Consider the following 22296-nt stretch of genomic DNA (forward strand, 5'->3'; position numbering starts at 1 on the left):
TGACCTCTCGCAACTCGTGTTGCGCATCGTGTGGCGGCCGGTCGGGGTTCGAAGTCGTCCGGTTGTCACACACCCGGCTTTGGCAAACGTCGTCCCCCAATCGCCCGGCGTCGCAACTGTCAGTTTTGTTTTGGCGCGCTTTCAATCAAACCCATGGGGGCTTTGGTCAGATTATCAGCGCATGCGTAAAAAATCGCCCTAAATCGGGGCAAATGATCAATTATTGGGCGACAGGATTCGCGTGATCACGTGTTCGAGGAAGGCGCTGGCCCCGTCGAACGGATCGTCGCTGCCCAATACGGCGCGCACCTGCACATCGAAATCGGCGTAATGCTGGGTGAACGACCAGATCGAAAAGATCAGGTGGTACGGGTCGATCGGGGCGATCTTATTTGTCGCAGACCAGCCCCGGATGATGTCGGCCTTTGTGTCGACAAGCTGCTTGAGGTCGGTGCCGAGGATATCTTTGATCCGTGGGGCGCCTTGCAGGATTTCATTGGCGAAAAGGCGGCTTTCGCGGGGATAGTCGCGGCTCATTTTCAATTTGCGCTGGGCGTAGGCCAGTATTTCGGTCACCGGGTCGCCGGCACCGTCCAGCGCCTGTAGCGGGTCCAGCCAGTTTTCCAGCAGACGTTCAAGCAGGGCCGTGTGGATCGCCTCTTTCGATGGGAAATAGTAGAGCAGATTGGGTTTGGACAACCCTGCCGCGTCGGCGATCTGATCAAGCGTCGCCCCCTTGAACCCATGTTGCGAAAACATGTCCAGCCCCGCATCCATGATCACCGACCTGTTGCGTTGCTGAATGCGGGTGAGTGACTTGGCCATGCGGCTCCCCTGCTCAATTTTCAGGCGTGGTCATCGAAATTACGGCGGCGATGCATCATCAATTTGCATCCGCCTGTCTTTTGCGCGGAAAACTTGACTGCTTATGCGCCTCTGATAGCGTTCCTTTGACCGCTTGGTCAAATCAAGACTGCCTTAGCGATTGGAGAATACCATGGCCGCACCCGGAGAGAACCTGCGTATCAATGGTGAGCGGCTCTGGGAAAGCCTGATGGAAATGGCCAAGATAGGCCCCGGGATTGCGGGCGGGAATAACCGCCAGACGTTGACGGATGAAGACAGCGAGGGTCGGCATCTGTTCCAGAAATGGTGTGAAGAGGCCGGTTGCACCATGGGTGTGGATGAGATCGGCAATATGTTTGCGCGGCGCGAGGGGACGGACCCGGATGCGCTGCCGGTCTATGTCGGCTCGCATCTGGATACCCAGCCGACGGGTGGCAAGTATGATGGCGTGCTGGGCGTGCTTGGCGGCTTGGAGATCATCCGCACCCTCAACGATCTGGATATCAAGACCAAGCATCCGATTGTCGTCACCAATTGGACGAATGAAGAGGGCACGCGCTACGCCCCGGCTATGCTCGCCTCGGGCGTTTTTGCGGGAAAGCATGAGCTGGAATGGGCATTTGATCGTGTCGACGCGGATGGCAAGCGCTTCGGTGACGAGCTAGAACGCATTGGCTGGAAAGGCGACGAGAAGGTCGGCGACCGCAAGATGCATGCCTTCTTTGAACTGCATATCGAGCAAGGCCCGATTTTAGAGGCCGAGGGCAAGGATATCGGTGTCGTCACCCACGGGCAGGGCCTGCGTTGGATCGAATGCACGGTGACGGGCAAGGAAAGCCACACGGGCTCTACCCCGATGCATATGCGCAAGAACGCTGGCCGCGGCCTCGCCCTGATCACCGAACTCGTCCACGAGATCGCGATGAAGAACCAGCCCAACGCGGTGGGGGCCATCGGCCACATCGACGTCCATCCCAACAGCCGCAATATCATCCCCGGCAAGGTGGTCTTTACCGTCGATATGCGCACGCATCTGCTGGATAAGCTGAACGGGATGGTAGATGAATTGATGGAGCGGGCGCCGAAACTCTGCGAAGAGATCGGGGTGAGTTTTGAGGCCGAAATCGTCGGCCAATTCGACCCGCCCGCCTTTGATGAGGGCTGTGTGGCGGCCGTGCGCAACGCGGCAGAGCGGCTGGGCTACAGCCATATGGATATCGTGTCAGGTGCAGGGCATGACGCCTGCTGGATCAACGACCTCTACCCGACCTCCATGGTCATGTGCCCCTGCGTGGACGGGCTGAGCCATAACGAGGCGGAAGAGATCAGCCCCGAATGGGCGCGGGCCGGGACGGATGTACTGTTCCACGCGGTCGTCGAGACGGCGGAGATTGTGGGGTGACGGTTGCCAAGGATTTTCTCCCGCTAATGTATTTATTTGCCATAGTGATGCTTCTAGCTTGGGGGTATTTTGTGGATGCATCTGTTGGTTTTTTGATAGGTGGCGCACTTGCGATAGCAACAGGGTTACCTTTTGTATTGATGGCCTTCACCAGCCTGCTCTTTATTCGAAAGCTCGATGCTTTAGTGATCTCAGCCGGCGCAGCAGTCTTACTTGCTTTTTTATTGGCATCAGGTGTTGTTGAATTTCGCGACATGTTGGGTTTGCCTTCGACCTACGCTGAAGCATGGGTTTTCATCGCATCGAGAAGTTTTTTGGCATTCCTGTTTCTTTTCTCATTAGTCCAAATCGTTCTGGTCTGGATATCGGCAGTCAGGACAGGGGATGCGTAGTCGGCTATCAGTAATTCTTGGCTTGTCCCAATCGTATCTTGAAGGGAAGACAAAATGACCAAAGTCATCAAAAACGGCACTATCGTCACGCATGATCTGACCTACAAGGCGGATGTCCTGATCGACGGCGGCAAGATTATCGAAATCGGCCCGGACCTGAAGGGGGACGAGGAACTGGACGCGACCGGTTGCTATGTCATGCCCGGCGGTATTGATCCGCATGTGCATCTGGAGATGCCGTTTATGGGCACCTATTCCAGCGATGATTTCGAGTCCGGCACCCGTGCGGGCCTCGCTGGCGGCACCACGATGGTTGTCGATTTCTGCCTTCCCAATCAGGGCGAAAGCCTGCTGGATGCGATCAAGCGTTGGGACAACAAATCGACCCGCGCGAACTGCGATTATTCCTTCCACATGGCTGTCACATGGTGGGGCGAGCAGGTGTTCAATGACATGGAAACGGTCGTGAAGGACCGGGGGATCAACACGTTCAAACACTTCCTCGCCTACAAGGGCGCGCTGATGGTGAATGATGATGAGCTGTTTGCCAGCTTCAACCGCCTGTCCGAACTGGGCGCGATCGCCATGGTCCACGCCGAAAACGGCGATGTGGTGGCCGAGATGACGGCGAAACTGCTGGCCGAGGGGAATACCGGGCCGGAGGCGCATGCCTATTCACGGCCGTCTCAGGTCGAAGGCGAAGCGACGAACCGCGCCATCATGATCGCCGATATGGCGGGCGTGCCGCTTTATGTGGTCCATACGTCCTGCGAGGAGGCGCATGAGGCCATCCGCCGGGCCCGTCAGCAGGGCAAGCGCGTCTGGGGTGAGCCGCTGATCCAGCATTTGACCTTGGATGAAAGCGAGTATTTCAACAAGGATTGGGACCACGCCGCGCGCCGCGTCATGTCGCCCCCATTCCGGAACAAGCAGCATCAGGATAGCCTCTGGGCCGGGCTGCAGGCGGGGTCCCTGTCGGTGGTGGCGACGGATCATTGCGCGTTCACGACCGAACAGAAACGGACGGGCGTTGGCGATTTCTCGAAAATCCCGAACGGGACTGGCGGGCTTGAGGACCGGATGCCGATGCTCTGGACCCATGGGGTGAAGACCGGGCGGCTGACGCCGAACGAGTTTGTCGCCGTGACCTCGACCAACATCGCGAAGATCCTGAACTGCTATCCGAAAAAGGGCGCGGTGCTAGTTGGGGCCGATGCCGATCTGGTGGTCTGGGACCCGGAGAAGTCGAAGACGATCACGGCGGGCAGCCAGCAATCAGCCATCGACTACAACGTGTTCGAGGGGAAAGAAGTGACGGGCCTGCCGCGCTTTACCCTGACGCGCGGCCATGTGGCGGTGCATGACGGCGAGGTCCGGACACAGGAAGGGCACGGGAAATTCGTGAAGCGCGAGGCAAATACGCCAGTCAACAAAGCGCTGTCGTCGTGGAAAGCGCTGACCGCACCGATGCCGGTTGAGCGGACGGGTATTCCGGCGACGGGGGTGTAGATTGGGCGCTGTGGTATCCAAGCAAAACCATCTGTCCGAGCTGCGGTTTGTCTTGGTTGCGGCGCTCGCCGTACTGTTTGGTCCTTTTCTCTCTTTTGTGATAGTGGGCCACTTCAATTCTCCTGGCGGATCCGATGTTCAGATTTCCTTGATGGAACTTTTGCAAGGGTTGGGCGGCTTTCTGACAATCCAATTTACCTTCGGTTTGTTACTTCTGATACCGACGTTGGTCTTGGCTTTTGTGATGGGATTTACTTTGTGGCGATTGGTCGTGTCCAGCCTGTTAGATTATCATATTCCGCCTCGCATCTGCGCACTTTGTACCGCCGTTCTTGTCACTATTTCTGTCGCTGTGGTGACGGACCTTCTACTTGGCTTTGCCATTGGAGTAGGGGGAGGTCTCGACTTCCTTGTCACCCGGCACTTTGCAGCCGGCGCAATCATCGTCGCCGTTATTGGCACGCAAGTCCTGATGGTGCCAACTGAATGAGCACTGTCGTTTCTACCACAAGCCTCGATCTGACCTTCCAAACCAATGACGGCCCCATTCACGCCCTTAAGGACGTGAACCTCGATATTGCGAAAGGTGATTTCGTCAGCTTCATTGGCCCATCCGGCTGCGGCAAGACCACCTTTCTCCGCTGCATCGCGGGCCTTGAGACACCAACGGGCGGTGAGATCACTGTCAACGGCATGACACCAGATGAGGCGCGGCGGGCGCGGGCTTATGGGTATGTGTTTCAGGCGGCGGGGCTTTATCCTTGGCGTACGATTGGGGGGAATATCCGGCTGCCGCTGGAGATCATGGGGTTTTCGAAAGCAGATCAGGCAGAGCGGGTGAAACGGGTTCTGGACCTCGTCGATCTGGCGGGGTTTGAGAAGAAGTTTCCCTGGCAGTTGTCGGGCGGCATGCAGCAGCGCGCCTCCATCGCGCGGGCACTGGCCTTTGATGCCGATATCCTGCTGATGGACGAACCTTTCGGCGCGCTGGATGAGATTGTGCGCGATCATCTGAATGAGCAGCTTCTCGACCTGTGGGCGCGGACAGAGAAGACGATTGGGTTCGTGACCCACTCCATCCCAGAGGCGGTGTATCTGTCGACCAAGATCGTCGTGATGTCCCCGCGTCCAGGGCGGATTACGGATGTGATCGAAAGCTCGCTGCCGAAAGAGCGGCCCTTGGATATTCGCGATACGCCGGAATTTATCGAGATTGCGCACCGGGTGCGTGATGGCCTGCGGGCGGGACATGTGGATGACTAGGGATTGCCTCCGGCGGGAGTATTTTTGGCAAGATGATAAGGGTGGGGCGGCATGAGGTCGGTGCTGCCTATCCTGACAGTCGTTGCCGCGATCATGGCGTTTTGGGTTCTGGCCGTGATCCCGATGAACATGCATCTGACCGCGGATCAAGCGCAGCGGGAGGATATTGCGGTCAGCCCGGCGACGCCCGCTGAACGGCAGGCCTATTCGGGGATGGGTTTGACATTGCAGAACCTCGGTCTGATCAGCCGGACCTATACGCTGGAACGCCCGCGCTTGCCATCCCCTCATCAGGTCGGGGCCGAGATGTGGGATACGATCTTTGAGAAGCGGATCACCTCGCGCCGGTCGCTTGTCTATCATGGATGGGTGACGTTGTCGGCGACCCTGGTCGGTTTTGCCATCGGCACCGGGCTTGGCATTCTTCTTGCCGTGGGCATCGTTTACAACAGGGCGATGGATATGAGCGTGATGCCGTGGGCGATTGCCAGCCAGACGATCCCGATCCTTGCGCTGGCGCCGATGATTATCGTGATGCTGGGGGCGATCGGGGTGCAGGGGCTGCTGCCCAAGGCGGTAATCAGCGCTTATCTGAGTTTCTTCCCCGTGGTGGTCGGCATGGTCAAGGGTCTGCGGAGCCCGGACGGGATGCAGCTTGATTTGCTGCGCACCTACAGTGCGAGCGCGGTGCAGGGGTTCTGGAAACTACGCTTGCCTGCCTCGGTTCCCTACCTCTTTGCATCGCTGAAGATCGGGATATCTGCGTCACTGGTCGGCGCTATTGTCGCTGAACTACCAACCGGCGCACGGGCCGGGTTCGGCGCGCGGATGTTGGTAGGTGATCAGTATGGCCAGCCGATCGTGACGTGGGCCGCACTTTTTGCGGCAGCGATCACAGCAGCGGCTTTGGTGGGTCTGTTCAGCTTCCTTGAACGTCTCACCCTGCGCCGTATGGGCATGCAGGCGGCATGACAGGCGTGGCTTTCATATCGGCCCTCGCGGTCTGGGGCGCAGGCTGGTTCGTGAATGCGCGCCTCGCCAATGGCCCAGCGACGGGAACGAAAGTGGTCAAGCTGCTCATACCAGCGATCTTTGGGCTGACGTTGTTGATCATGTGGGAAGTGCTGGTCCGGCTGTTAGAGGTCAGCCCCGTCATTCTGCCCCCGCCCACCGCCATCGCAGAAAGGTTCAGTCAGGAAATTCCGTTGCTTTGGGCGGATTTCATGCAGACGATCATCAAGGGCGCCATGACGGGATATATCATAGGCGCGCTTGCTGCTTTTGCTGTCGCAATCTTTGCAGACCGGTCTGACTTTCTGACGCGGGGTATCCTGCCCGTCGGTGGGTTCATGGCGGCGCTTCCTATCGTCGGCACCGCTCCCATCTTCGTCAAATGGCTGGGGAGCGATTGGCAGTCCAAGGCAGCTGTCGTGGGCGTCATGGTTTTTTTTCCGATCCTCGTGAACACGGTTGCCGGGCTGCGTGACACCACGGCGATGCAGCGGGACCTGATGCGGACTTATGGGGCGGGTTACTGGGCGACCCTGTTCAAGCTGCGCTTGCCCGCCGCCATGCCTTTCATTTTCAACGGGCTCAAAATATCGACGACATTGGCCCTGATCGGGGCTATCGTTGCTGAATTCTTCGGCTCCCCCACCGTTGGCATGGGTTTTCGTATATCAACATCGGTCGGGCAGCTTGCACTTGATCTTGTATGGGCCGAAATTGTCGTAGCCGCGCTGGCAGGCAGCGCATTTTACGGATTGATGGCCTGGATCGAGGGCCGGGTGACATTCTGGCACCCGTCACAACGCAGATGACCACATGAGCCCCGCAAAGAGGGCAAAATACCAACTAGGAGACCAAGAATGAAGAAACTACTGATAGCGGCGGCGCTGGCCGCAGGATTGGGCGGGATGGCCCAGGCTGACGGGCACGCAAATGACGTGACCTTGCAGCTGCAATGGGTGACCCAATCGCAATTCGCCGGATACTATGTGGCCTTGGAAAACGGCTATTATGAAGAAGAAGGGTTGAATGTGACCATTCTGCCCGGTGGGCCGGATATCGCACCACCCCAGGTGCTGGCCGGTGGCGGGGCTGACGTTATGCTGAACTGGATGCCGTCAGCCCTGGCGGCGCGTGAAAAGGGCCTGCCGGTGGTGAACATCGCGCAGCCGTTCAAGACCTCTGGTCTAATGCTCACTTGCTGGAAAGATACGGGTATTGAGTCGGTCGAGGACTTCCGGGGCAAGACTATCGGCGTCTGGTTCTTCGGCAATGAATATCCGTTCCTGTCCTGGATGAGCCAAGCGGGCATCCCCACTGACGGCGGTGAGGAAGGCGTGACCGTGCTCAAGCAGGGTTTCAACGTCGATCCCCTGCTGCAGCGGCAGGCGGACTGCATTTCGACCATGACCTATAACGAATATGGTCAGGTGCTGGATGCGGGCGTGTCCGAGGATGAACTAGTGACTTTCAAATACGAAGATCAGGGCGTCGCGACACTGGAAGACGGCATGTATGTGCTTGAGGAAAACCTCGAAGACCCGGTTTTCGTCGATAAGATGGTCCGCTTTGTCCGCGCCTCGATGCAGGGTTGGAAATGGGCCGAGGAAAATCCGGAAGAGGCTGCCGGTATCGTGCTGGACTATGACGAAACCGGTGCCCAGGGGGAGGCCGCGCAAATCCGCATGATGAGCGAAATTGCAAAGCTGACCGCTGGATCAGATGGCTCATTGGAAGAGGCCGATTTTCAGCGAACGGTGGACACATTGCTGGCCGGTGGGTCCGATCCGGTCATTACCGAACAGCCTGAGGGTGCGTGGACCAGCATGATCACGGATCAGGCGTTGAACTAGGCGCAAGGCCGTCCCGGACCTGATCCGGGACCTCCGCATTGCGCAATAAGGCCCCGGTTCGACCGGGGCTTTTTTGTTGCGTGACTTCCGGTAGGGTTCGGCCCATGCAGCAGCTGACGAACATCCGCCCTGCGACGGCAAGCGATATCGATGCGCTGTTGGCGCTTTACATGCACCTGTCGTCCGACAACGTGCCCTGTCCGCCAGATACGGCCCGCGCTCATCTTGCGGCACTGTCGCGATATGAGGGTAGTGCGGTGCTGGTTGGAGAGATCGACGCGAAGATTGTCACCACCTGTACTTTGGTCGTCATTCCCAACCTCACCTGAGGCGGTCAGCCTTACGCGGTGATCGAAAACGTCGTGACGGATCCCGATCATAGAAAGCGGGGCCATGGCAAAGCGATTCTAGATGCTGCCTCAGAGCGGGCTTGGGCGCATCGCTGTTACAAGATCATGCTCAGCACTGGTTCGAAGCGACCGGAGACGCTGGCGTTTTACGAAAGCGCCGGGTTTTCGCAATCACGGACCGGCTTTCAGAAGCGAAATCTGCCCTCGCGAACTGAGACGGCTGGGTGAGGGCATAGGCCCCCGGGCCAAGCCCGGGCTGCGCTGTCATTAAGCCGTCGGGTCATCGCAGTCCAAGACTTCATCCGAGACCTCTATTTGGATGATGCGGGGACATCCATCCCCCAGCCGTCCGACTGCATTTCCCGTAGACGGCTGGCGGTGCGTTCGAATTCAAAAGTGCCTTCGCCTTCCAGATACAGCATCTCGGGTTTGGCGGCGGCGCTGCAGATAAGCCGAACCCTGCCTTCGTAGAGCGTGTCGATAAGGGTGACGAACCGCTTGGCTTCGTTGAAGTTGTTGCGGGACAGGGCGGGGATGTCTTCGAGGATCAGCACCCGCACCGCGTCGGCCAGCGCCAGATAATCCGCTGGGCCAAGCGGCTTGCCGCAGAGATCGTAGAATCTGGCCCGTGCCACGCCGTTGTGGAAGTGCGGGAGTTCCACCTGCCGTCCCTTGACGTGTAGCACCAGCGGTTCGGATTGCCCGCCGGAAAGGTCCTGCCAGATATCACGGATCGTCTGCCGGGCGTCATCGTCGATCGGGGTGAAATAGCTGGGCGTTCCGGCAAGCCGGTTTTGCCGGTAATCGGTGTCGCTGGTCAGTTCATGGATGACCATCCGGTCTTTCAGAAGTGCGATGAACGGCAGAAAAAGTTGCCGGTTCAACCCGTCCTTGTATAGATCATCCGGGGGGCGGTTCGATGTGGTCACGACTGTTACACCAGCGTCGAATAGCGCCTCGAACAATCTACCGACCAACATCGCGTCGGTGATATCGGTAATCTGCATTTCATCGAAGGCGAGGAAACGCACCTCACCGGCAAGTTTGGCTGCGACGGGTGCGATGGCATCATCGACCCCTTTCTTCCGCGCGGCGGCGAGTTCGGCATGCACCCATTGCATGAACGCATGGAAATGCCGTCGTTGTTTGGGCGCATCGACCAGATCATAAAGCAGGTCCATCAGCATGGATTTGCCGCGCCCGACGCCACCCCACATGTAGAGGCCGGGCACTGGTGGTGGCGCCTTGCGAAACAGGCCTTTCTTGACCGGTTCCGCCAGACTGGCCCGCACCCGTTCCAATTCCGGCAATACAGCGACTTGCGCTGCGTCGCGGGTTAGATCGCCCGAGCTGACGGCGGTTTCATATGCCTCTTGTACACGCATCGCGTTTGGATAGCGTGGCGCGAAAGCGATGGGAAGCGACGATGGACCCAAGACCGGCGACTATAGATGATGCAAGCATGCTGGCCCGCATCCATGTGCAGGCGTGGCGAGAGGCTTATCCCGGGCTGCTGCCGGATACCGAGATCGCAGCGCGCACATATGAAAAGCGACAATTCATCTGGGCGCGTGTCCTGTCGAAAGCGCATAGTCGCGTCTGGCTGATCGACGATATGGGTTTTGCGCAATTCGGCCCGCAACGCGAAAAGATATGGCACGACAAGGGCTATCAAGAAGAGCTTTATGCCATGTATCTGATCCGCGATGGCTATGGACTGGGTCGCCCGCTGATCCAGGCGGCTTTCGGTCCCGCAGGTCGTCCATTCACTGCGTGTGTCATCGATAGGAATGCCCGCGCTTGCGCATTTTATGAAAAGGCGGGCGGGCGGTGTTTGGTGACCCGAGAGGAATTGATCGGCCAAACACCAACAATGGAACGGGTCTATGGCTGGGATCGTCCACCCTTCGATGATCAAGGATCGTGAAGCATGCTATCACAGCGCGCCTCGTTGACAATCACCGTTAGTCCGCGCGTCATGCACGTATGGAACGTCAAGCGAACCTTATCAATCCGGTCCTGATCGCGGGCTGTGTCATCATCATGACGGGCTTTGCCATCCGCGCGTCGTTTGGTGTTTTCCAGATCCCCATCGCTGAGGAGTTCGGTTGGCTGCGCGCCGATTTCAGCCTTGCCATCGCGATCCAGAACCTCGCATGGGGCATCGGGCAGCCGATTTTCGGGGCTATCGCGGAAAAGATCGGTGACCGCAAGGCCATCATCATCGGGGCCCTGATGTATGCGGCAGGCCTGCTGTTGTCCGCAGGCGCGACAACGCCATTGGCGCATCAGATCTACGAGGTATTGGTGGGTTTCGGCATCGCGGGCACCGGTTTCGGGGTGATCCTCGCGGTGGTCGGGCGGGCGGCATCGGACGATCACCGGTCCATGGCGCTTGCCATCGCCACCGCTGCGGGGTCTGCCGGACAGGTCTTCGGTGCGCCGTTGGCCGAATACATGCTGACGTTCATGACATGGCAGATGACATTCGTCAGCTTTGCCGGGCTGGTCATGGCCAGCCTGCTGGTCCTGCCGATGATGCGCGGCTCGACCCCCGCGACCAAGGCTGAGCTGGAAGAAAGCATGGGCACGATCCTGATCCGCGCGTTCAAGGATCCGTCCTATACGCTGATCTTTTTAGGCTTCTTTTCCTGCGGCTATCAACTTGCCTTCATCACCGCGCATTTCCCCGCGCTGGTGACCGAGATGTGCGGACCGATCGACCAGGGGGGGATCCTGGCGGGCATGGGCATCACCACGACAAGCGCGCTTGGCGCGGTGGCGATTTCGCTGATCGGTCTGGCCAATATCGCAGGCACGCTGGCCGCCGGCTGGGCCGGCAAGCGCTATTCGAAAAAGTACTTGCTGGCAGGGATTTATACGGGGCGTACCATCGTCGCCGCTGCATTCATCATGACGCCGATCACGCCGATGACGGTGATCCTGTTTTCGGTCGCGATGGGCAGTTTGTGGCTGGCGACCGTCCCGCTGACATCGGGCCTTGTCGCGCATCTTTATGGGTTGCGTTACATGGGCACGCTTTATGGGATCGTCTTTTTCTCGCACCAGCTGGGGTCCTTTCTGGGGGTTTGGCTGGGCGGAACCCTGCACGACATCTATGGGACCTACACCCATGTCTGGTGGGTCGGCGTAGCAGTGGGTGCGTTCAGCGCCATCGTACATTTGCCGATCGCCGAAAACCGACCCGCGGCGCAGGTGGTATAGATAAAATTCTAACCAGTTGTGTGGCTAGCTCGGGAATCGCATCAAGGGTCCATTTACCTTCTTCCTCTTTAACGGACGCACTGAGTGCTGGAGGATCCGCATCATATGCAACTCGTCGAAAAAACTCTTCTGTTCGTGGAACCGACCGCGTTAGCCTTTTTGCTGGTCTACGCCTATAGCGTCGTCAGTCGCGAAGGCTGGATGAAGGATCATGTGAATATCGTGATGGGGGTCGCCTTTGGTCTTTGCGCGGTGGTCGCCATGATGAACCCGATCCCGATCGTCGAAGGCGTCATTGTCGATATCAGAGCATTGTTCGTTGGGGCGGCGGCGGCGTTTTTCGGCATCGTGGGCGGCGCGATTGCGCTGTCTTTCGGGTTGATCACCCGTTTCAGTATTGGCGGCGATGGCGCGGCGATCGGCATGACAAGCATGACGATCGCGATGCTGATGGGGCTTGCCTGGGCGGCATGGGTCAGACCGCGGATGCAAAACCCGCTCAGGTCCTTTCTTGTGTTAGGGGCAATGATTTCGGTCCAACTCGGACTGGGTCTGATGCTCGCCGATGGCGTTCGAGAGGTATTTTTCTATAAGCTCGCTCCGGTTGTTTTGGTGTCTCATCTTATCGGTGCCCCATTTCTGGGCATGCTTATCGCCAGAGAGCGGGTTCTATTGGATGAGCAAAAGGAACTTAAAAACGCGGTATCGGTCGACCCGTTGACGCAGTTGATGAACCGCCAGGCCGCGCTGTCCCAGTATGCCGCACTGGAGAATGGTACTATCCCGTCGAAAGGGATCGCCATGCTGTGCATCGATGTCGATCATTTCAAATCGATCAATGATACCCACGGACATTTGCGCGGAGATCAGGTTTTGGTCGAAATCGCCCGACGGATGAAAGCCTGCCTGCGCCCGGATGATATCTTTGCCCGGATGAGCGGGGATGAATTCGTCATCGTACTGAATGACCTGATGGCCGACCAGGCACGGGCCGTTGCCGACAGATGCCAGAATTCAATCAGCGCATATCCGATGATTGCCGATGGAGCCGAAATCGACATGTCGGTCAGTGTGGGCTGTACCTGGGTCGCCGAACGTCCGGATTTTTTGACATTGCGAACGGCTGCCGACACGGCGCTTTATCGGGCAAAAAGGGACGGTCGCGATCGCCTGGCCTTTGACAAGGTAGCGCGTCTTTTGTCACCGATAGGTCCCGTCCGTGGGCATCAGGCGGCATGACGCTGCAGAGCTGTTCCCAAAGGTTTGGCCGATGCTGAAAGTTATGCTCGGCCGTGCATGGCATTGCATGGCTTGGCCCGAAACACGGGTGGCTGCGGTTCCGACGAAGTTTGAAAACAGACCCTGACGGTGCCTTGCCATATATTGGCACGACGCGATGACACGTTGATAACCGTCATTCCGCGGCGACGCTACGCTCGACCGGGCGACCGATTTGCGCCAGGGCCGCGATGACGCCATCCAACGTCGCCTTGAACGCGGCGAAGTCGTCATGCGGCTCGAGCGTTTTTTCGTTCATGTACAACGCCCGGTCGATTTCGACCTGTATCGCGTGCTGATCTCGCGCCGGCCTGCCGTAATGCTGCGCGATAAACGCCCCGGCAAATGGCATATTTCGTGCAACCCGCAAGCCAGCCGCCGAAAAGGCGGCCTCGACCTGCTCGACGATTGCGCTGGATGCCGTCGCGCCGAACCGGTCGCCCAGCACGATATCAGGTCGCGGTGTGCCGGGTGGACCGACGTTTTCCAAGGCTTCATGCGGCATGGAGTGGCAATCGATCAATATCGCGTGGCCGAAGGTGTTGTTGCTTTCATCCAGCAAGGTCTGCAGACGGTCGTGATAGGGCCGCCAATACCCTGCGATCCGAGTGTGGGCTTCGGCCAGGGTGATTTTCCCCCGGTAAATCTGGCGGCCATTCGCGACGACACGTGGTATGACACCCAGCCCACTGGCGATACGGGGATTGTGCGCCCGGCGGCGCAAGCCTTCGATCAGCGCGGCATCCAGTTCATCCGGCCCCCGGTTCAGATCGAGATAGGCGCGCGGCATCCGCGCCGACAAGAACGGTGCACCATGATCGGGCACCGCCGCGAACAACCGGTCGACAAAGGCATCTTCCGAAGACCTGATCTCGCGCGCGTTCAGCACAGCCTGTTCCAGGAACGACACAGGGTAATCCCGCCCGCTGTGGGGTGAGGCAAAAACCACGCTGGTGCTGCGCTGTGCCGGAGTGGCAAGATAATAGGCAGGTTCGGACAATGGGGTGCTCCTCCGACACCTAAGATAGCCCAATTTTCGAATTGGCCAAAAGCCCTTGATCCCCTGATCGACTCCTTTTATAGACCGCCCAATCCGACGTGGGCATGGCCTGCGTCCTATTTCGTTATGGGGCGCGCAGATCATGTCGGGCATGGACGATTAGCTCAGCGGTAGAGCACTTCGTTGACATCGAAGGGGTCACTGGTTCGATCCCAGTATCGTCCACCATGTATTCGCCGCCCCGACCGCTCGGGGCATGACAGGAACCCAAGGCGCAATCCGCGCGCCGCGACAGACAGGATAAGCGCCATGAAGGTCCGCAACTCCCTCCGTTCGCTCAAGCAGCGCCACCGCGATTGCCGCGTCGTGCGCCGTAAGGGCCGGGTCTATGTGATCAACAAGACCCAACGCCGGTTCAAGGCCCGCCAGGGCTGAACCGACAAAGACATAGATTTCGAAAGGGTCGTGCCAGTGGCACGGCCCTTTTGTTTTGGCAGGGCGTAAGGTGCGTTTTAACGCACCCAACTCTGGCCATGAGCGAATATTTGGGGCTAAGGTCACGGCGGAATTTTCAAAACCACAAAGGACCTTTTTATGACATTGCCCCTTCTGCGATCCGCTGCGTTGACCGCAGCGACCATCGGTTTTGCCGTGCCTGCGCTGGCGCAGGCCAATCTTTGCGGTGGATCCGGCGCGAACGGTATCTGGATCGGCGGTGATGAAGCCACGTCGGATATCACGACCGTCGACAATTTTCAGGAGCAGATGGCGCTGATCCTTGGTGGCAACGACTATGTGTCGCTCTTTTCTCTGTCCGAGGGCACTGATATCCGGGTCGAGGCTGCGGGCCGCGGCGCCGGTGATCCGATCATCGACCTGTTGGGCGAAGACGGCAGCGTAATCCTGTCCGACGACGATTCCGGTGGCGACGCGGCTTCGCGCGCCGAAACATTCCTGGATGCCGGAACCTATTGCCTGTCAGTACGCAGCTATGACGGTGGTCCGATGACTGCATTCGTCCGGATCGGCCGTGCCGAACAGGATGCCCTGACCGAAGGTATCGCCGAGGTGACCAGCACCGACACCATCGGCAGCTGCGGCGAGGCGACCGATATGGGTGGCCTTGGCAGCACAGCTGTCGCCACGCCTAGCGAAAATGGCTACCTCAGCTTCACGTTGGACGCATCCACCCCCGTCACGATCACCGCCGAAAACGAAGAAGCTGATCCCACCATCACGCTGTATGACGGCAATGAATCCTATATCGACGAAAATGACGATTATGACGGGCTGAATTCACAGATCGACGTAGAGCAGCCACTCGACCCCGGCATCTATTGCATCGAGGTCGGTGCATTGTCGGATGAAACCTTGCCCATCACCGTCAGCGTGACAGAATATGATCCCGAAGCCGCCCTTATGGACATTTACGCCCGGGGCGAGGCTGCCCCACCACTTGACGGCAGCATTCCCGTCACCGATCTTGGCGCGCTGAGCACCCGCGCCCGGCAGGATGTGCAAGCGACGGCCGACACGCAATGGTTCACCTTCGATGTCGAAGAATCGGGGCTTGTCCTGGTCGAGGCGATCGCTGCAGGTGATGGCGATCCTTGGCTGATCGTTTTCGATGATTTGGGGCGTGAGGTCGGTCAGAACGACGATTACGGTGCGGGCTTCGACAGCCTTGTCAGCGCCAAGGTTGAGCCTGGCACGTACATCGTCGGGGTGAAGCACTATGATGAAAGCGCTGGCCTCATCCGTTTGGTGCTCGAACGGTACGTCCGCGCACGATAACCCAAGACCTCACATCCTGCCCCGCAGGCGGGCAGGATGTCACCAGATCGCTATTCTTGACCTGCCTCAAGGCAGTCTTTGCCCGCAGGGTCTATGCTCCGATCGTCACCGACAAAAGGAGAATGCGATGTTCAGGAATATCACTGTTGCCATCGATGGATCGGCCCACGCAAACAGGGCGATTCAGGTCGCCTGCGATCTGGCCAAACATTATGATGGGCAAATCCACCTCGTTCATACCCCGGAAGTCCCCACAATCGGCATGGCAGTCGGGTCCGCCGCTATCGAGATTCCGCCCACCCCCGAAGAGATTGCAGAGGCCGGAAAGGCTGTCATGGCCGAGGCTGCAAAAGCCGTTCAGGACGCCGGTCTGGAACCGGCCAGTAAGCTGGTTCGCCACGGCACACCATCAGCCGAGGCTGTTTCGGTCGCCGCGGAAACAGGTTCCGATCTGATCGTTGCCGGACGTCGGGGTCGTGGCAGTGTCGCCAGCCTCGTGCTTGGCAGTACGTCTCAGCAGATTGCGCATGACGCGCCCTGCGCTTTCATGACGGTCAAATGACCGGAATTTACCGCCCGAACGAATCCGCCAGAAGCCGCGCCAGAGTGGGCTCATTCAAATAGCCTGTCGCAGGCAGGTTTCGGCTGCTTTGGTAGCGGCTGATCGCGCCGCGTGTATCCCGGTCAAACCGGCCGTCGACCCGACCCGGGTTGAAACCAAGCTGTGACAATCGGCTTTCAATCAGCCGGGCGAGGATCGGGTTGATGTTCAGGGCGCGCTCCGCCGCGATCGCGTCATTGTTCGATGGTGGCTGCACCTCAGGTGCGCGTGGTTCCTCAGGCTCCAGTTCCTGAAGACCTGCCCGCGCCTGATCGGCGAATTGGCCTTCGGGGTAGCGATCCAGATACGCACGATAGCCCGCCGCGTCACCCCGCGCGCCGGTTTCTTCCCAATAGGCCCGGTCCAGCCGTAGCTGCTCTTCGCGTTGACGTGCCTCTTCGGCCTCGACTTCGGCACGCCTGCGGCTTGCCTGCGCATCGATGCGGTTGATCTGTTCGCGTGTCAGAAAGCCTGTCTGATTGTATCCGTTGCTTTGCTGCCAATTCCGGATCGCACCCCGGCTGCCGGGGCCAAAGATGCCGTCGACGCCCCGCGTGTTATAGTCCAGCAGTGTCAGGTCACGCTGGATATTGCGCCGATCCTGACGGGTCAGGTTCAGCGAATCCTCGGCCTGTTGATCCAATCGCACCGGATCGTTTTCGATCTCGTCCAGCCGTCGCCGTGCCTCGGCCGTATACGGGCTATTGGGGTAGCGGAAGATGAAGTTGCGATAGCTGTCTGCGGTATCCGCCTCTTGCGCCGCGGTCCAATCCGGCAGGGTCGGATCGGTGGCCGGCCGAGGTGCGGGCGCGGGAGTCGGGGCTTGCGCGCCTGTATCAGCCTGCAGGATCAGACTGGCCGGTTGATATCCTTTGGCCCGTAGGCGTCGGGTGTCGCGCACGTAATCCATTACGTCCCCACCTGGCCGCGCCACCGCATCCTGCAGCAGATCGTCCACATACGTCGTACCCCCGATGACCACCGTCACACCCTGTGGCACATCCAGATCACCCAGCCCCTCGCGCAGGTAGGGCCCAATAGCATTGTCATCGCCTTCATCAAGGCCCAGCACGAGCACCGCTTGACCCGGCGTCTTGGCGAGAACAGCCAGAACGCTTTCCAATGATACAGCGGTATCACCCATGGCAAACAGGGTCGGTCTGCGCGCATCGGTGGACAGGAACCATGTTCGTGCGCCATCAGTCATGAACTTGCCCGACAATGCCAGCACCAGACGGTTGGCATCCTCGGCCTCTGCCGCGAACTGACCCAGCAGGCGTACCATGTCGTCCCCGTCGCCATCCTCAAGCGTGCTGACATCATAGCCCGCATCGCGCAGATCTTCATCCGCGCTCAGGATATCGTCGGCACCGCCGACACGGCCCAACGCATCATAGCGCTGCACCGCCATCAACAGCGCCGCATCATCGGCAAGCGCGGGCAAGGCCAACCCCGAAAGGGCCGCGGCGAGGGTCAATTTACGCATATTCTTTCCTTCACTTCACGTCTCGTAGGTACGCCGGTCCTCGATCACGAGGCCATCGCGCGGCAGCGTGCCGGGTGACATGACCGACACTTCGCCCTTCAACTTCAACACATCCTGAACTGCGCTTGCGGCAGCAGCTTCATCAATGCTTCCTTCCAACTGCACGATCATCTTGTCCGCGTCCCCATCCCGGTCCGCAATGACGCGCGCCCGGTCGGCGCCGGTTTTCTTGACCAGATCGGCCACCTGTTCAGGCCGGACGAACATGCCTTTGATCTTGGTGGTCTGGTCGGCGCGGCCCATCCACCCCTTGATCCGCATATTGGTGCGGCCACAGGGGCTGGCGCCTTCCATCACGGCGCTCATGTCGCCGGTGGCGAAACGGATCAGCGGGTAGTCCGGGTTGAGGGATGTCACGACGATCTCTCCCACCTCGCCTGCGGGGACAGTATCACCGGTACCAGGGGTTACGATTTCCATGATCACACCTTCGTCCACGATCATGCCACCTGAATCACCTGTCTCATAGGCCAGATGACCCAGATCGGCCGTCGCATAGCATTGGCGGCAAGTGATTCCCCGATCCGCATAGTATTGACGCAGTTGCGGGAATAACGCGCCGCCCGAGACCGCAGCCTTTCCAATGTTCAGTATCACGCCCATCTCATCCGCCTTTTCCAGGATCACCTTGAGGTAATCCGGCGTGCCTGCATAGGCGGTCGTGCCGATGTCGGCGGCAGCCCGCACCTGCAGCTCGGTCTGGCCGGTGCCAGCGGGCAAAACCCTGGCTCCTACTGCTCGCGCGCCGTTTTCGAACATGGTGCCCGCTGGGGTCAGGTGGTAGCCAAAGCAGTTCTGGACGATATCGTCTTTGCCGATCCCCATCGCATGCAGAAACCGACCGAACCGCCACCAATCATGCGATGACCCGCCGGGTTCATAGATCGGGCCGGGCGACTGGAAGATATGGGTGATGTTGGAGGTGTGGATCCCGCCAAAGGGGGGCTTTTCCTTTTGCCAGGTCGTAAGGTCGGATTTGCGTAGGACAGGCAGTTTGGTGAGGTCAGACAGGGCGTTGATCTGCACATCCGGCAGACAGGACTCCTCTCGATCCCGTACGATGGCGACTTGTGCAGCAAGGGCCGCTACCTGGGCTGCCTCCCGCTCTGCCGGATCGCGGATCTCCAGATCGTCGTAATAGGTTGGCATCGTCTTCTCCTGTCCTGACGTGGCGATATGGTGCCGGGTCGGACAGGGGAAAGCTAGGGGGCAACGGCGATGTTATGCGATATCAGATGACCGCCCGACGCAAAGCGGCGCTGATCGCAACAGATTTTCCTTTCCCTCGCAAAACCAATCCTCTACCCGATGGATATGGGGCGAAAAAAGATCGATACGCGCAGTTTGGGTCTGGATATCGGGCTGGCCTATACCAAGTGGCTGACCGGGGCCGAAAACCTGCATTACGGCTATTGGGATGGCCTCGATGTCTGCGCCGCCAATCTGGGCGCTGCGCAGGCAACCTATACTGAGAAATTGTTCTCACGCTTGCCACAGGGGCCGTGCCGCATTCTTGATATCGGCGGCGGCGCGGGTGAAACCGCCCGCAAGTTGATCGCGCTGGGGCATGAGGTTGAGATCGTCATCCCCAGCCCGTTCCTTGCCGAGCGCTGCCGCAAGAACGCACCCGAGGCCAAGGTACACGAGGCCAAGTTCGAGGACGCATCGCTGACGGGCCCGTTTGATGTGTGTCTGTTTTCGGAAAGTTTCCAATACATCCCGGCGAAGCCGGGGTTAGAGAAATGCCTGTCGCTTTTGGCCCCCGATGGCCGGATCGTTATCGCCGATTGCTTTCGCAGCGAGACGTTCAATCCTGATGCCGTGCTGGCAACAGTGGGTGGTGGGCATGCGATTGGCTATTTCCGCGATGTGGTGCAGCAGCTTGATCTGACCATAAATCAGGAGGAGGACATTACGACCGAGGTCGCCCCGTCCATCGATCTGGAACAGGGACTGTTCAACGTCGTCGGCTACGGGCTGCAGCGGGTTGATGCAGAGCTATCGGTCAGCCGTCCGCGCACAAGGCGCACTTTGCACTGGGTTATGCGCCGCTTTCTCAGCCCTCGCAAACGGGCACGGCTGGATCAGCGGTTGAACCAGAAGACACGGAATGCGGCGCACTTTGCGGCGAACAATACGTATCTGATGTTGGTGCTGGAGAAGTCTTGATGTGAACTTGGACGGTATCGTCCACTCTACGCCAACCACCGTTTCCGCCGCCGATAACTCCGCACATCCCGGAAAGACTTCCGCCCTTCGTCGGACATACCCAGATAGAATTCCTTCACATCCGGGTTCTCGCGCAATTCCGCCGCTGGTCCTTCCATCACGACACGTCCGCTTTCCAGGATATAGCCTTGATGCGCGAACCGCAGGGCGACGTTGGTGTTCTGTTCAGCCAGCAGAAAAGACACGCCTTCCTTCTCGTTGAGGTTCTTCACGATGGTAAAGATTTCCTCGACCAGTTGGGGGGCAAGGCCCATGGAAGGCTCATCCAGCAGAATCGTCTCGGGCCGTGACATCAGCGCGCGACCGATGGCGCACATCTGCTGCTCCCCGCCCGAAGTATACCCCGCCTGCGACTTCCGCCGCTCTTTCAGCCGTGGAAAGTAGGTGTAGACCAGATCCAGATCATCACTGATCGCACCGCCCCCGTCTCGGCGGGTGTAGGCGCCGGTCATCAGGTTTTCCTCGACCGTCAGGTGTTCGAAACAATGGCGCCCTTCCATCACCTGAATCACACCCATCTTGACAAGCGCCTCGGGCGACAGATCCTGCACCCGCGAACCCCGGTAATTGATCGACCCTTTCGTCACCTCGCCACGCTCGGAATGCAGCAGGTTCGAAATCGCCTTGAGCGTGGTTGTCTTGCCCGCGCCATTGCCGCCCAAAAGCGCGGTGATCCCACCTTTGGGCACGGTCAGCGACACACCTTTCAGAACAAGGATCACGTGGTTGTAGATCACCTCGATATTGTTGACCTCCAGCAGGGTCTCGGTCTTGTCCATATCCAGCATCGCGTGAACCTCAGAGTTTGTTGGCGATTTCTAACAGATCGTGGGCATTCCGCCATGGGATCGGGCGCTGTTGCCCAATGCCGGCCCCATATTGGAACAGGTGGCGCGTGACGCAGGGATTAAAGCGCCCTTCCTGTTCGCGACATTCCCTGGGTATAAGTGTATCGGCAAAGATGCCTTGCACCGTCCATCCCGGCTGGCTTTGACCAAAGCGAATGGTTTCGGCGAGAGAGTCGCGCAAGGTCTCATCAGCCAAAATATCCGCCGCGCGCAGGGCATAGCCGACAATGCTGTCGCCTGCATCTTCGGCCTCTCCCGCCTCTTCTGGGGTGCGCAACTGACCGTTCACCACGATGAATGCGTTGACCCGGATCGTACGCCCGGTTTTTCGCGCGACTTGGGCGCGTGCGCTTTCGATCCCACGCAGAAACACGTGATCGCGTAAACCGCCATCGGCATAGAGGTTGTCGTCGATGTTACGCGGTGGGAGAAAAACCGGGATCGCGGACGAGGCCATGATGACCTCGCGCATGCAATCTCGGCGGGTGGTGATGTCGGCCTCACTCGCCGCCACGTCGCTGAGGCTGAAAATCCGGTTGGCGGTCGTGTCGATGTTGGTCGCCGCAATCAAAAGCTGGGCATTCTCGTTCTTCTGGCGTTCGGCGATGCGTGTGATCAGCGCGTCTGACAACTGCTGATCCAAAAGGGCCTGCAACGGTGTCGTGTCCGCCAAGGCCGGACTGAACGGCGCGGCCAGAATGTTTTCGCGCAACACGTCGTCATCGGACAGCCCGTCATAAAGGTCCAAGGTCCGGTCATATGCAGGCCCGACAAAGGCAATCGGCGCCAGAAGCGATCCGGCGCTGACGCCTGTCACAAGATCAAAGCTGGGCCGGTCCGCACCCCAGCCGCGGAGGAAGCCCGCGCCAAAGGCGCCGTACTGACCCCCGGCGGATAATGTCAAAATGTTTAGTTCAACCGCACCGCGCCTGTCCGCCGCGACGGCCTTTTCGATGGCTGGCATAGCGGAGCGGGCGATGATCGCCTCTTCGTCTTCGACCGGTTCTGTCGTTGTGGCAGTCTCTGGCATAACGAATTTGTTTGCGGGAGCAAGACCGCGGCATTGCGTGCTTTCGGGCCGGTCAACGGCGCAAGCCGCAAGTGCAAGAGCAGCGCAAACGCTTATCATCAGTGTCCTCAGACCAGCCAAAT

At 59.0% G+C, this 22296-nt stretch carries 24 protein-coding genes and 1 tRNA gene; 18 read left to right on the forward strand and 7 right to left on the reverse strand.

The features are described 5' to 3' along the window. Window positions 1–216: 216 nt before the first annotated feature. Window positions 217–825: a TetR family transcriptional regulator C-terminal domain-containing protein gene (locus V8J85_RS16795; RefSeq protein WP_339954927.1), complete on the reverse strand. Its 609-nt coding sequence runs from the start codon at window positions 823–825 to the stop codon at window positions 217–219. 172 nt (window positions 826–997) lie between these two features. Between V8J85_RS16795 and V8J85_RS16800 the strand changes: the two genes are divergently transcribed. The 10 genes from V8J85_RS16800 to V8J85_RS20095 all read left to right on the forward strand — a co-directional run bounded on the left by V8J85_RS16800 (window position 998) and on the right by V8J85_RS20095 (window position 8851). Then, the gene (locus V8J85_RS16800) at window positions 998–2248 is read left to right on the forward strand and encodes a Zn-dependent hydrolase (RefSeq protein WP_339954928.1); all 1251 of its coding nucleotides are present in this window, start codon (window positions 998–1000) and stop codon (window positions 2246–2248) included. Next, window positions 2245–2640 carry a hypothetical protein gene (locus V8J85_RS16805; protein WP_339954929.1) on the forward strand — a complete coding sequence of 132 codons (396 nt, stop codon included), beginning with the start codon at window positions 2245–2247 and terminating at the stop codon, window positions 2638–2640. The genes V8J85_RS16800 and V8J85_RS16805 overlap by 4 nt, the downstream gene beginning before the upstream one ends. 54 nt (window positions 2641–2694) lie before the next feature. Continuing rightward, window positions 2695–4149, forward strand: a complete 1455-nt coding sequence (hydA, locus tag V8J85_RS16810) for a dihydropyrimidinase (protein ID WP_339954930.1) — start codon at window positions 2695–2697, stop codon at window positions 4147–4149. A 1-nt stretch (window position 4150) separates the two neighbouring features. After that, complete coding sequence (locus V8J85_RS16815; RefSeq protein WP_339954931.1) at window positions 4151–4639, forward strand: hypothetical protein; 489 nt, start codon at window positions 4151–4153, stop codon at window positions 4637–4639. Beyond that, the gene (locus V8J85_RS16820) at window positions 4636–5412 is read left to right on the forward strand and encodes an ABC transporter ATP-binding protein (protein WP_339954932.1); all 777 of its coding nucleotides are present in this window, start codon (window positions 4636–4638) and stop codon (window positions 5410–5412) included. Before V8J85_RS16815 ends, V8J85_RS16820 begins: the two co-directional genes overlap by 4 nt. Before the next feature lie 51 nt (window positions 5413–5463). Continuing rightward, window positions 5464–6384, forward strand: a complete 921-nt coding sequence (locus tag V8J85_RS16825; RefSeq protein ID WP_339954933.1) for an ABC transporter permease — start codon at window positions 5464–5466, stop codon at window positions 6382–6384. After that, entirely contained in the window at window positions 6381–7232 is an 852-nt protein-coding gene (locus V8J85_RS16830; protein ID WP_339954934.1) for an ABC transporter permease, read from the forward strand. Before V8J85_RS16825 ends, V8J85_RS16830 begins: the two co-directional genes overlap by 4 nt. Before the next feature lie 48 nt (window positions 7233–7280). After that, entirely contained in the window at window positions 7281–8273 is a 993-nt protein-coding gene (locus V8J85_RS16835; RefSeq protein WP_339954935.1) for an ABC transporter substrate-binding protein, read from the forward strand. Window positions 8274–8377: 104 nt separating this feature from the next. Then, a complete protein-coding gene (locus tag V8J85_RS16840) occupies window positions 8378–8602 on the forward strand; it encodes a hypothetical protein (RefSeq protein WP_339954936.1) in 225 nt (74 codons plus the stop codon). Window positions 8603–8620: 18 nt separating this feature from the next. Then, on the forward strand, window positions 8621–8851 hold the full coding sequence (locus tag V8J85_RS20095; RefSeq protein ID WP_445285919.1) for a GNAT family N-acetyltransferase: 231 nt from the start codon (window positions 8621–8623) through the stop codon (window positions 8849–8851). 83 nt (window positions 8852–8934) lie between these two features. On the opposite strand, the gene zapE is transcribed toward V8J85_RS20095, so the two are convergent. Next, window positions 8935–10008 carry a cell division protein ZapE gene (gene zapE / locus V8J85_RS16845; RefSeq protein WP_339954937.1) on the reverse strand — a complete coding sequence of 358 codons (1074 nt, stop codon included), beginning with the start codon at window positions 10006–10008 and terminating at the stop codon, window positions 8935–8937. Window positions 10009–10085: 77 nt separating this feature from the next. Between zapE and V8J85_RS16850 the strand changes: the two genes are divergently transcribed. From V8J85_RS16850 to V8J85_RS16860, 3 genes are all read left to right on the forward strand, one after another. Then, window positions 10086–10550 (forward strand): hypothetical protein, encoded by a 465-nt coding sequence (locus V8J85_RS16850; protein WP_339954938.1) that lies wholly within the window; start codon window positions 10086–10088, stop codon window positions 10548–10550. A gap of 59 nt (window positions 10551–10609) precedes the next feature. Continuing rightward, window positions 10610–11848 carry an MFS transporter gene (locus V8J85_RS16855; RefSeq protein ID WP_339954939.1) on the forward strand — a complete coding sequence of 413 codons (1239 nt, stop codon included), beginning with the start codon at window positions 10610–10612 and terminating at the stop codon, window positions 11846–11848. A 105-nt stretch (window positions 11849–11953) separates the two neighbouring features. Continuing rightward, a complete protein-coding gene (locus tag V8J85_RS16860; RefSeq protein WP_339954940.1) occupies window positions 11954–13087 on the forward strand; it encodes a GGDEF domain-containing protein in 1134 nt (377 codons plus the stop codon). Window positions 13088–13262: 175 nt separating this feature from the next. On the opposite strand, the gene V8J85_RS16865 is transcribed toward V8J85_RS16860, so the two are convergent. Further along, window positions 13263–14126 (reverse strand): N-formylglutamate amidohydrolase, encoded by an 864-nt coding sequence (locus V8J85_RS16865; protein WP_339954941.1) that lies wholly within the window; start codon window positions 14124–14126, stop codon window positions 13263–13265. 153 nt (window positions 14127–14279) lie between these two features. Here V8J85_RS16865 and V8J85_RS16870 point away from each other — a divergent pair. The 4 genes from V8J85_RS16870 to V8J85_RS16885 all read left to right on the forward strand — a co-directional run bounded on the left by V8J85_RS16870 (window position 14280) and on the right by V8J85_RS16885 (window position 16482). After that, a tRNA-Val gene (locus V8J85_RS16870) sits at window positions 14280–14354 on the forward strand. A gap of 81 nt (window positions 14355–14435) precedes the next feature. Beyond that, a complete protein-coding gene (gene ykgO, locus V8J85_RS16875) occupies window positions 14436–14561 on the forward strand; it encodes a type B 50S ribosomal protein L36 (RefSeq protein WP_010141322.1) in 126 nt (41 codons plus the stop codon). A gap of 159 nt (window positions 14562–14720) precedes the next feature. Beyond that, on the forward strand, window positions 14721–15920 hold the full coding sequence (locus V8J85_RS16880; RefSeq protein WP_339954942.1) for a PPC domain-containing protein: 1200 nt from the start codon (window positions 14721–14723) through the stop codon (window positions 15918–15920). Between the two features lie 127 nt (window positions 15921–16047). Next, on the forward strand, window positions 16048–16482 hold the full coding sequence (locus tag V8J85_RS16885) for a universal stress protein (protein ID WP_339954943.1): 435 nt from the start codon (window positions 16048–16050) through the stop codon (window positions 16480–16482). A 7-nt stretch (window positions 16483–16489) separates the two neighbouring features. On the opposite strand, the gene V8J85_RS16890 is transcribed toward V8J85_RS16885, so the two are convergent. Together V8J85_RS16890 and V8J85_RS16895 are read right to left on the reverse strand one after the other, a co-directional pair. Beyond that, on the reverse strand, window positions 16490–18007 hold the full coding sequence (locus V8J85_RS16890; RefSeq protein WP_339954944.1) for a peptidoglycan-binding domain-containing protein: 1518 nt from the start codon (window positions 18005–18007) through the stop codon (window positions 16490–16492). A 15-nt stretch (window positions 18008–18022) separates the two neighbouring features. Continuing rightward, complete coding sequence (locus V8J85_RS16895) at window positions 18023–19216, reverse strand: phenylacetate--CoA ligase family protein (protein WP_339954945.1); 1194 nt, start codon at window positions 19214–19216, stop codon at window positions 18023–18025. Between the two features lie 165 nt (window positions 19217–19381). On the opposite strand from V8J85_RS16895, the gene V8J85_RS16900 reads away from it, so the two are divergent. After that, window positions 19382–20236, forward strand: a complete 855-nt coding sequence (locus V8J85_RS16900; RefSeq protein WP_339954946.1) for a class I SAM-dependent methyltransferase — start codon at window positions 19382–19384, stop codon at window positions 20234–20236. A 26-nt stretch (window positions 20237–20262) separates the two neighbouring features. On the opposite strand, the gene V8J85_RS16905 is transcribed toward V8J85_RS16900, so the two are convergent. Next, complete coding sequence (locus V8J85_RS16905; protein ID WP_339954947.1) at window positions 20263–21084, reverse strand: ABC transporter ATP-binding protein; 822 nt, start codon at window positions 21082–21084, stop codon at window positions 20263–20265. A gap of 10 nt (window positions 21085–21094) precedes the next feature. Further along, window positions 21095–22174, reverse strand: coding sequence for a patatin-like phospholipase family protein (locus V8J85_RS16910; RefSeq protein ID WP_339954948.1), 1080 nt, complete (start codon window positions 22172–22174; stop codon window positions 21095–21097). Window positions 22175–22296 lie beyond the last annotated feature (122 nt).

Origin of the sequence: Yoonia sp. 2307UL14-13 (assembly GCF_037572755.1) — a bacterium.
GTDB lineage: Bacteria > Pseudomonadota > Alphaproteobacteria > Rhodobacterales > Rhodobacteraceae > Yoonia.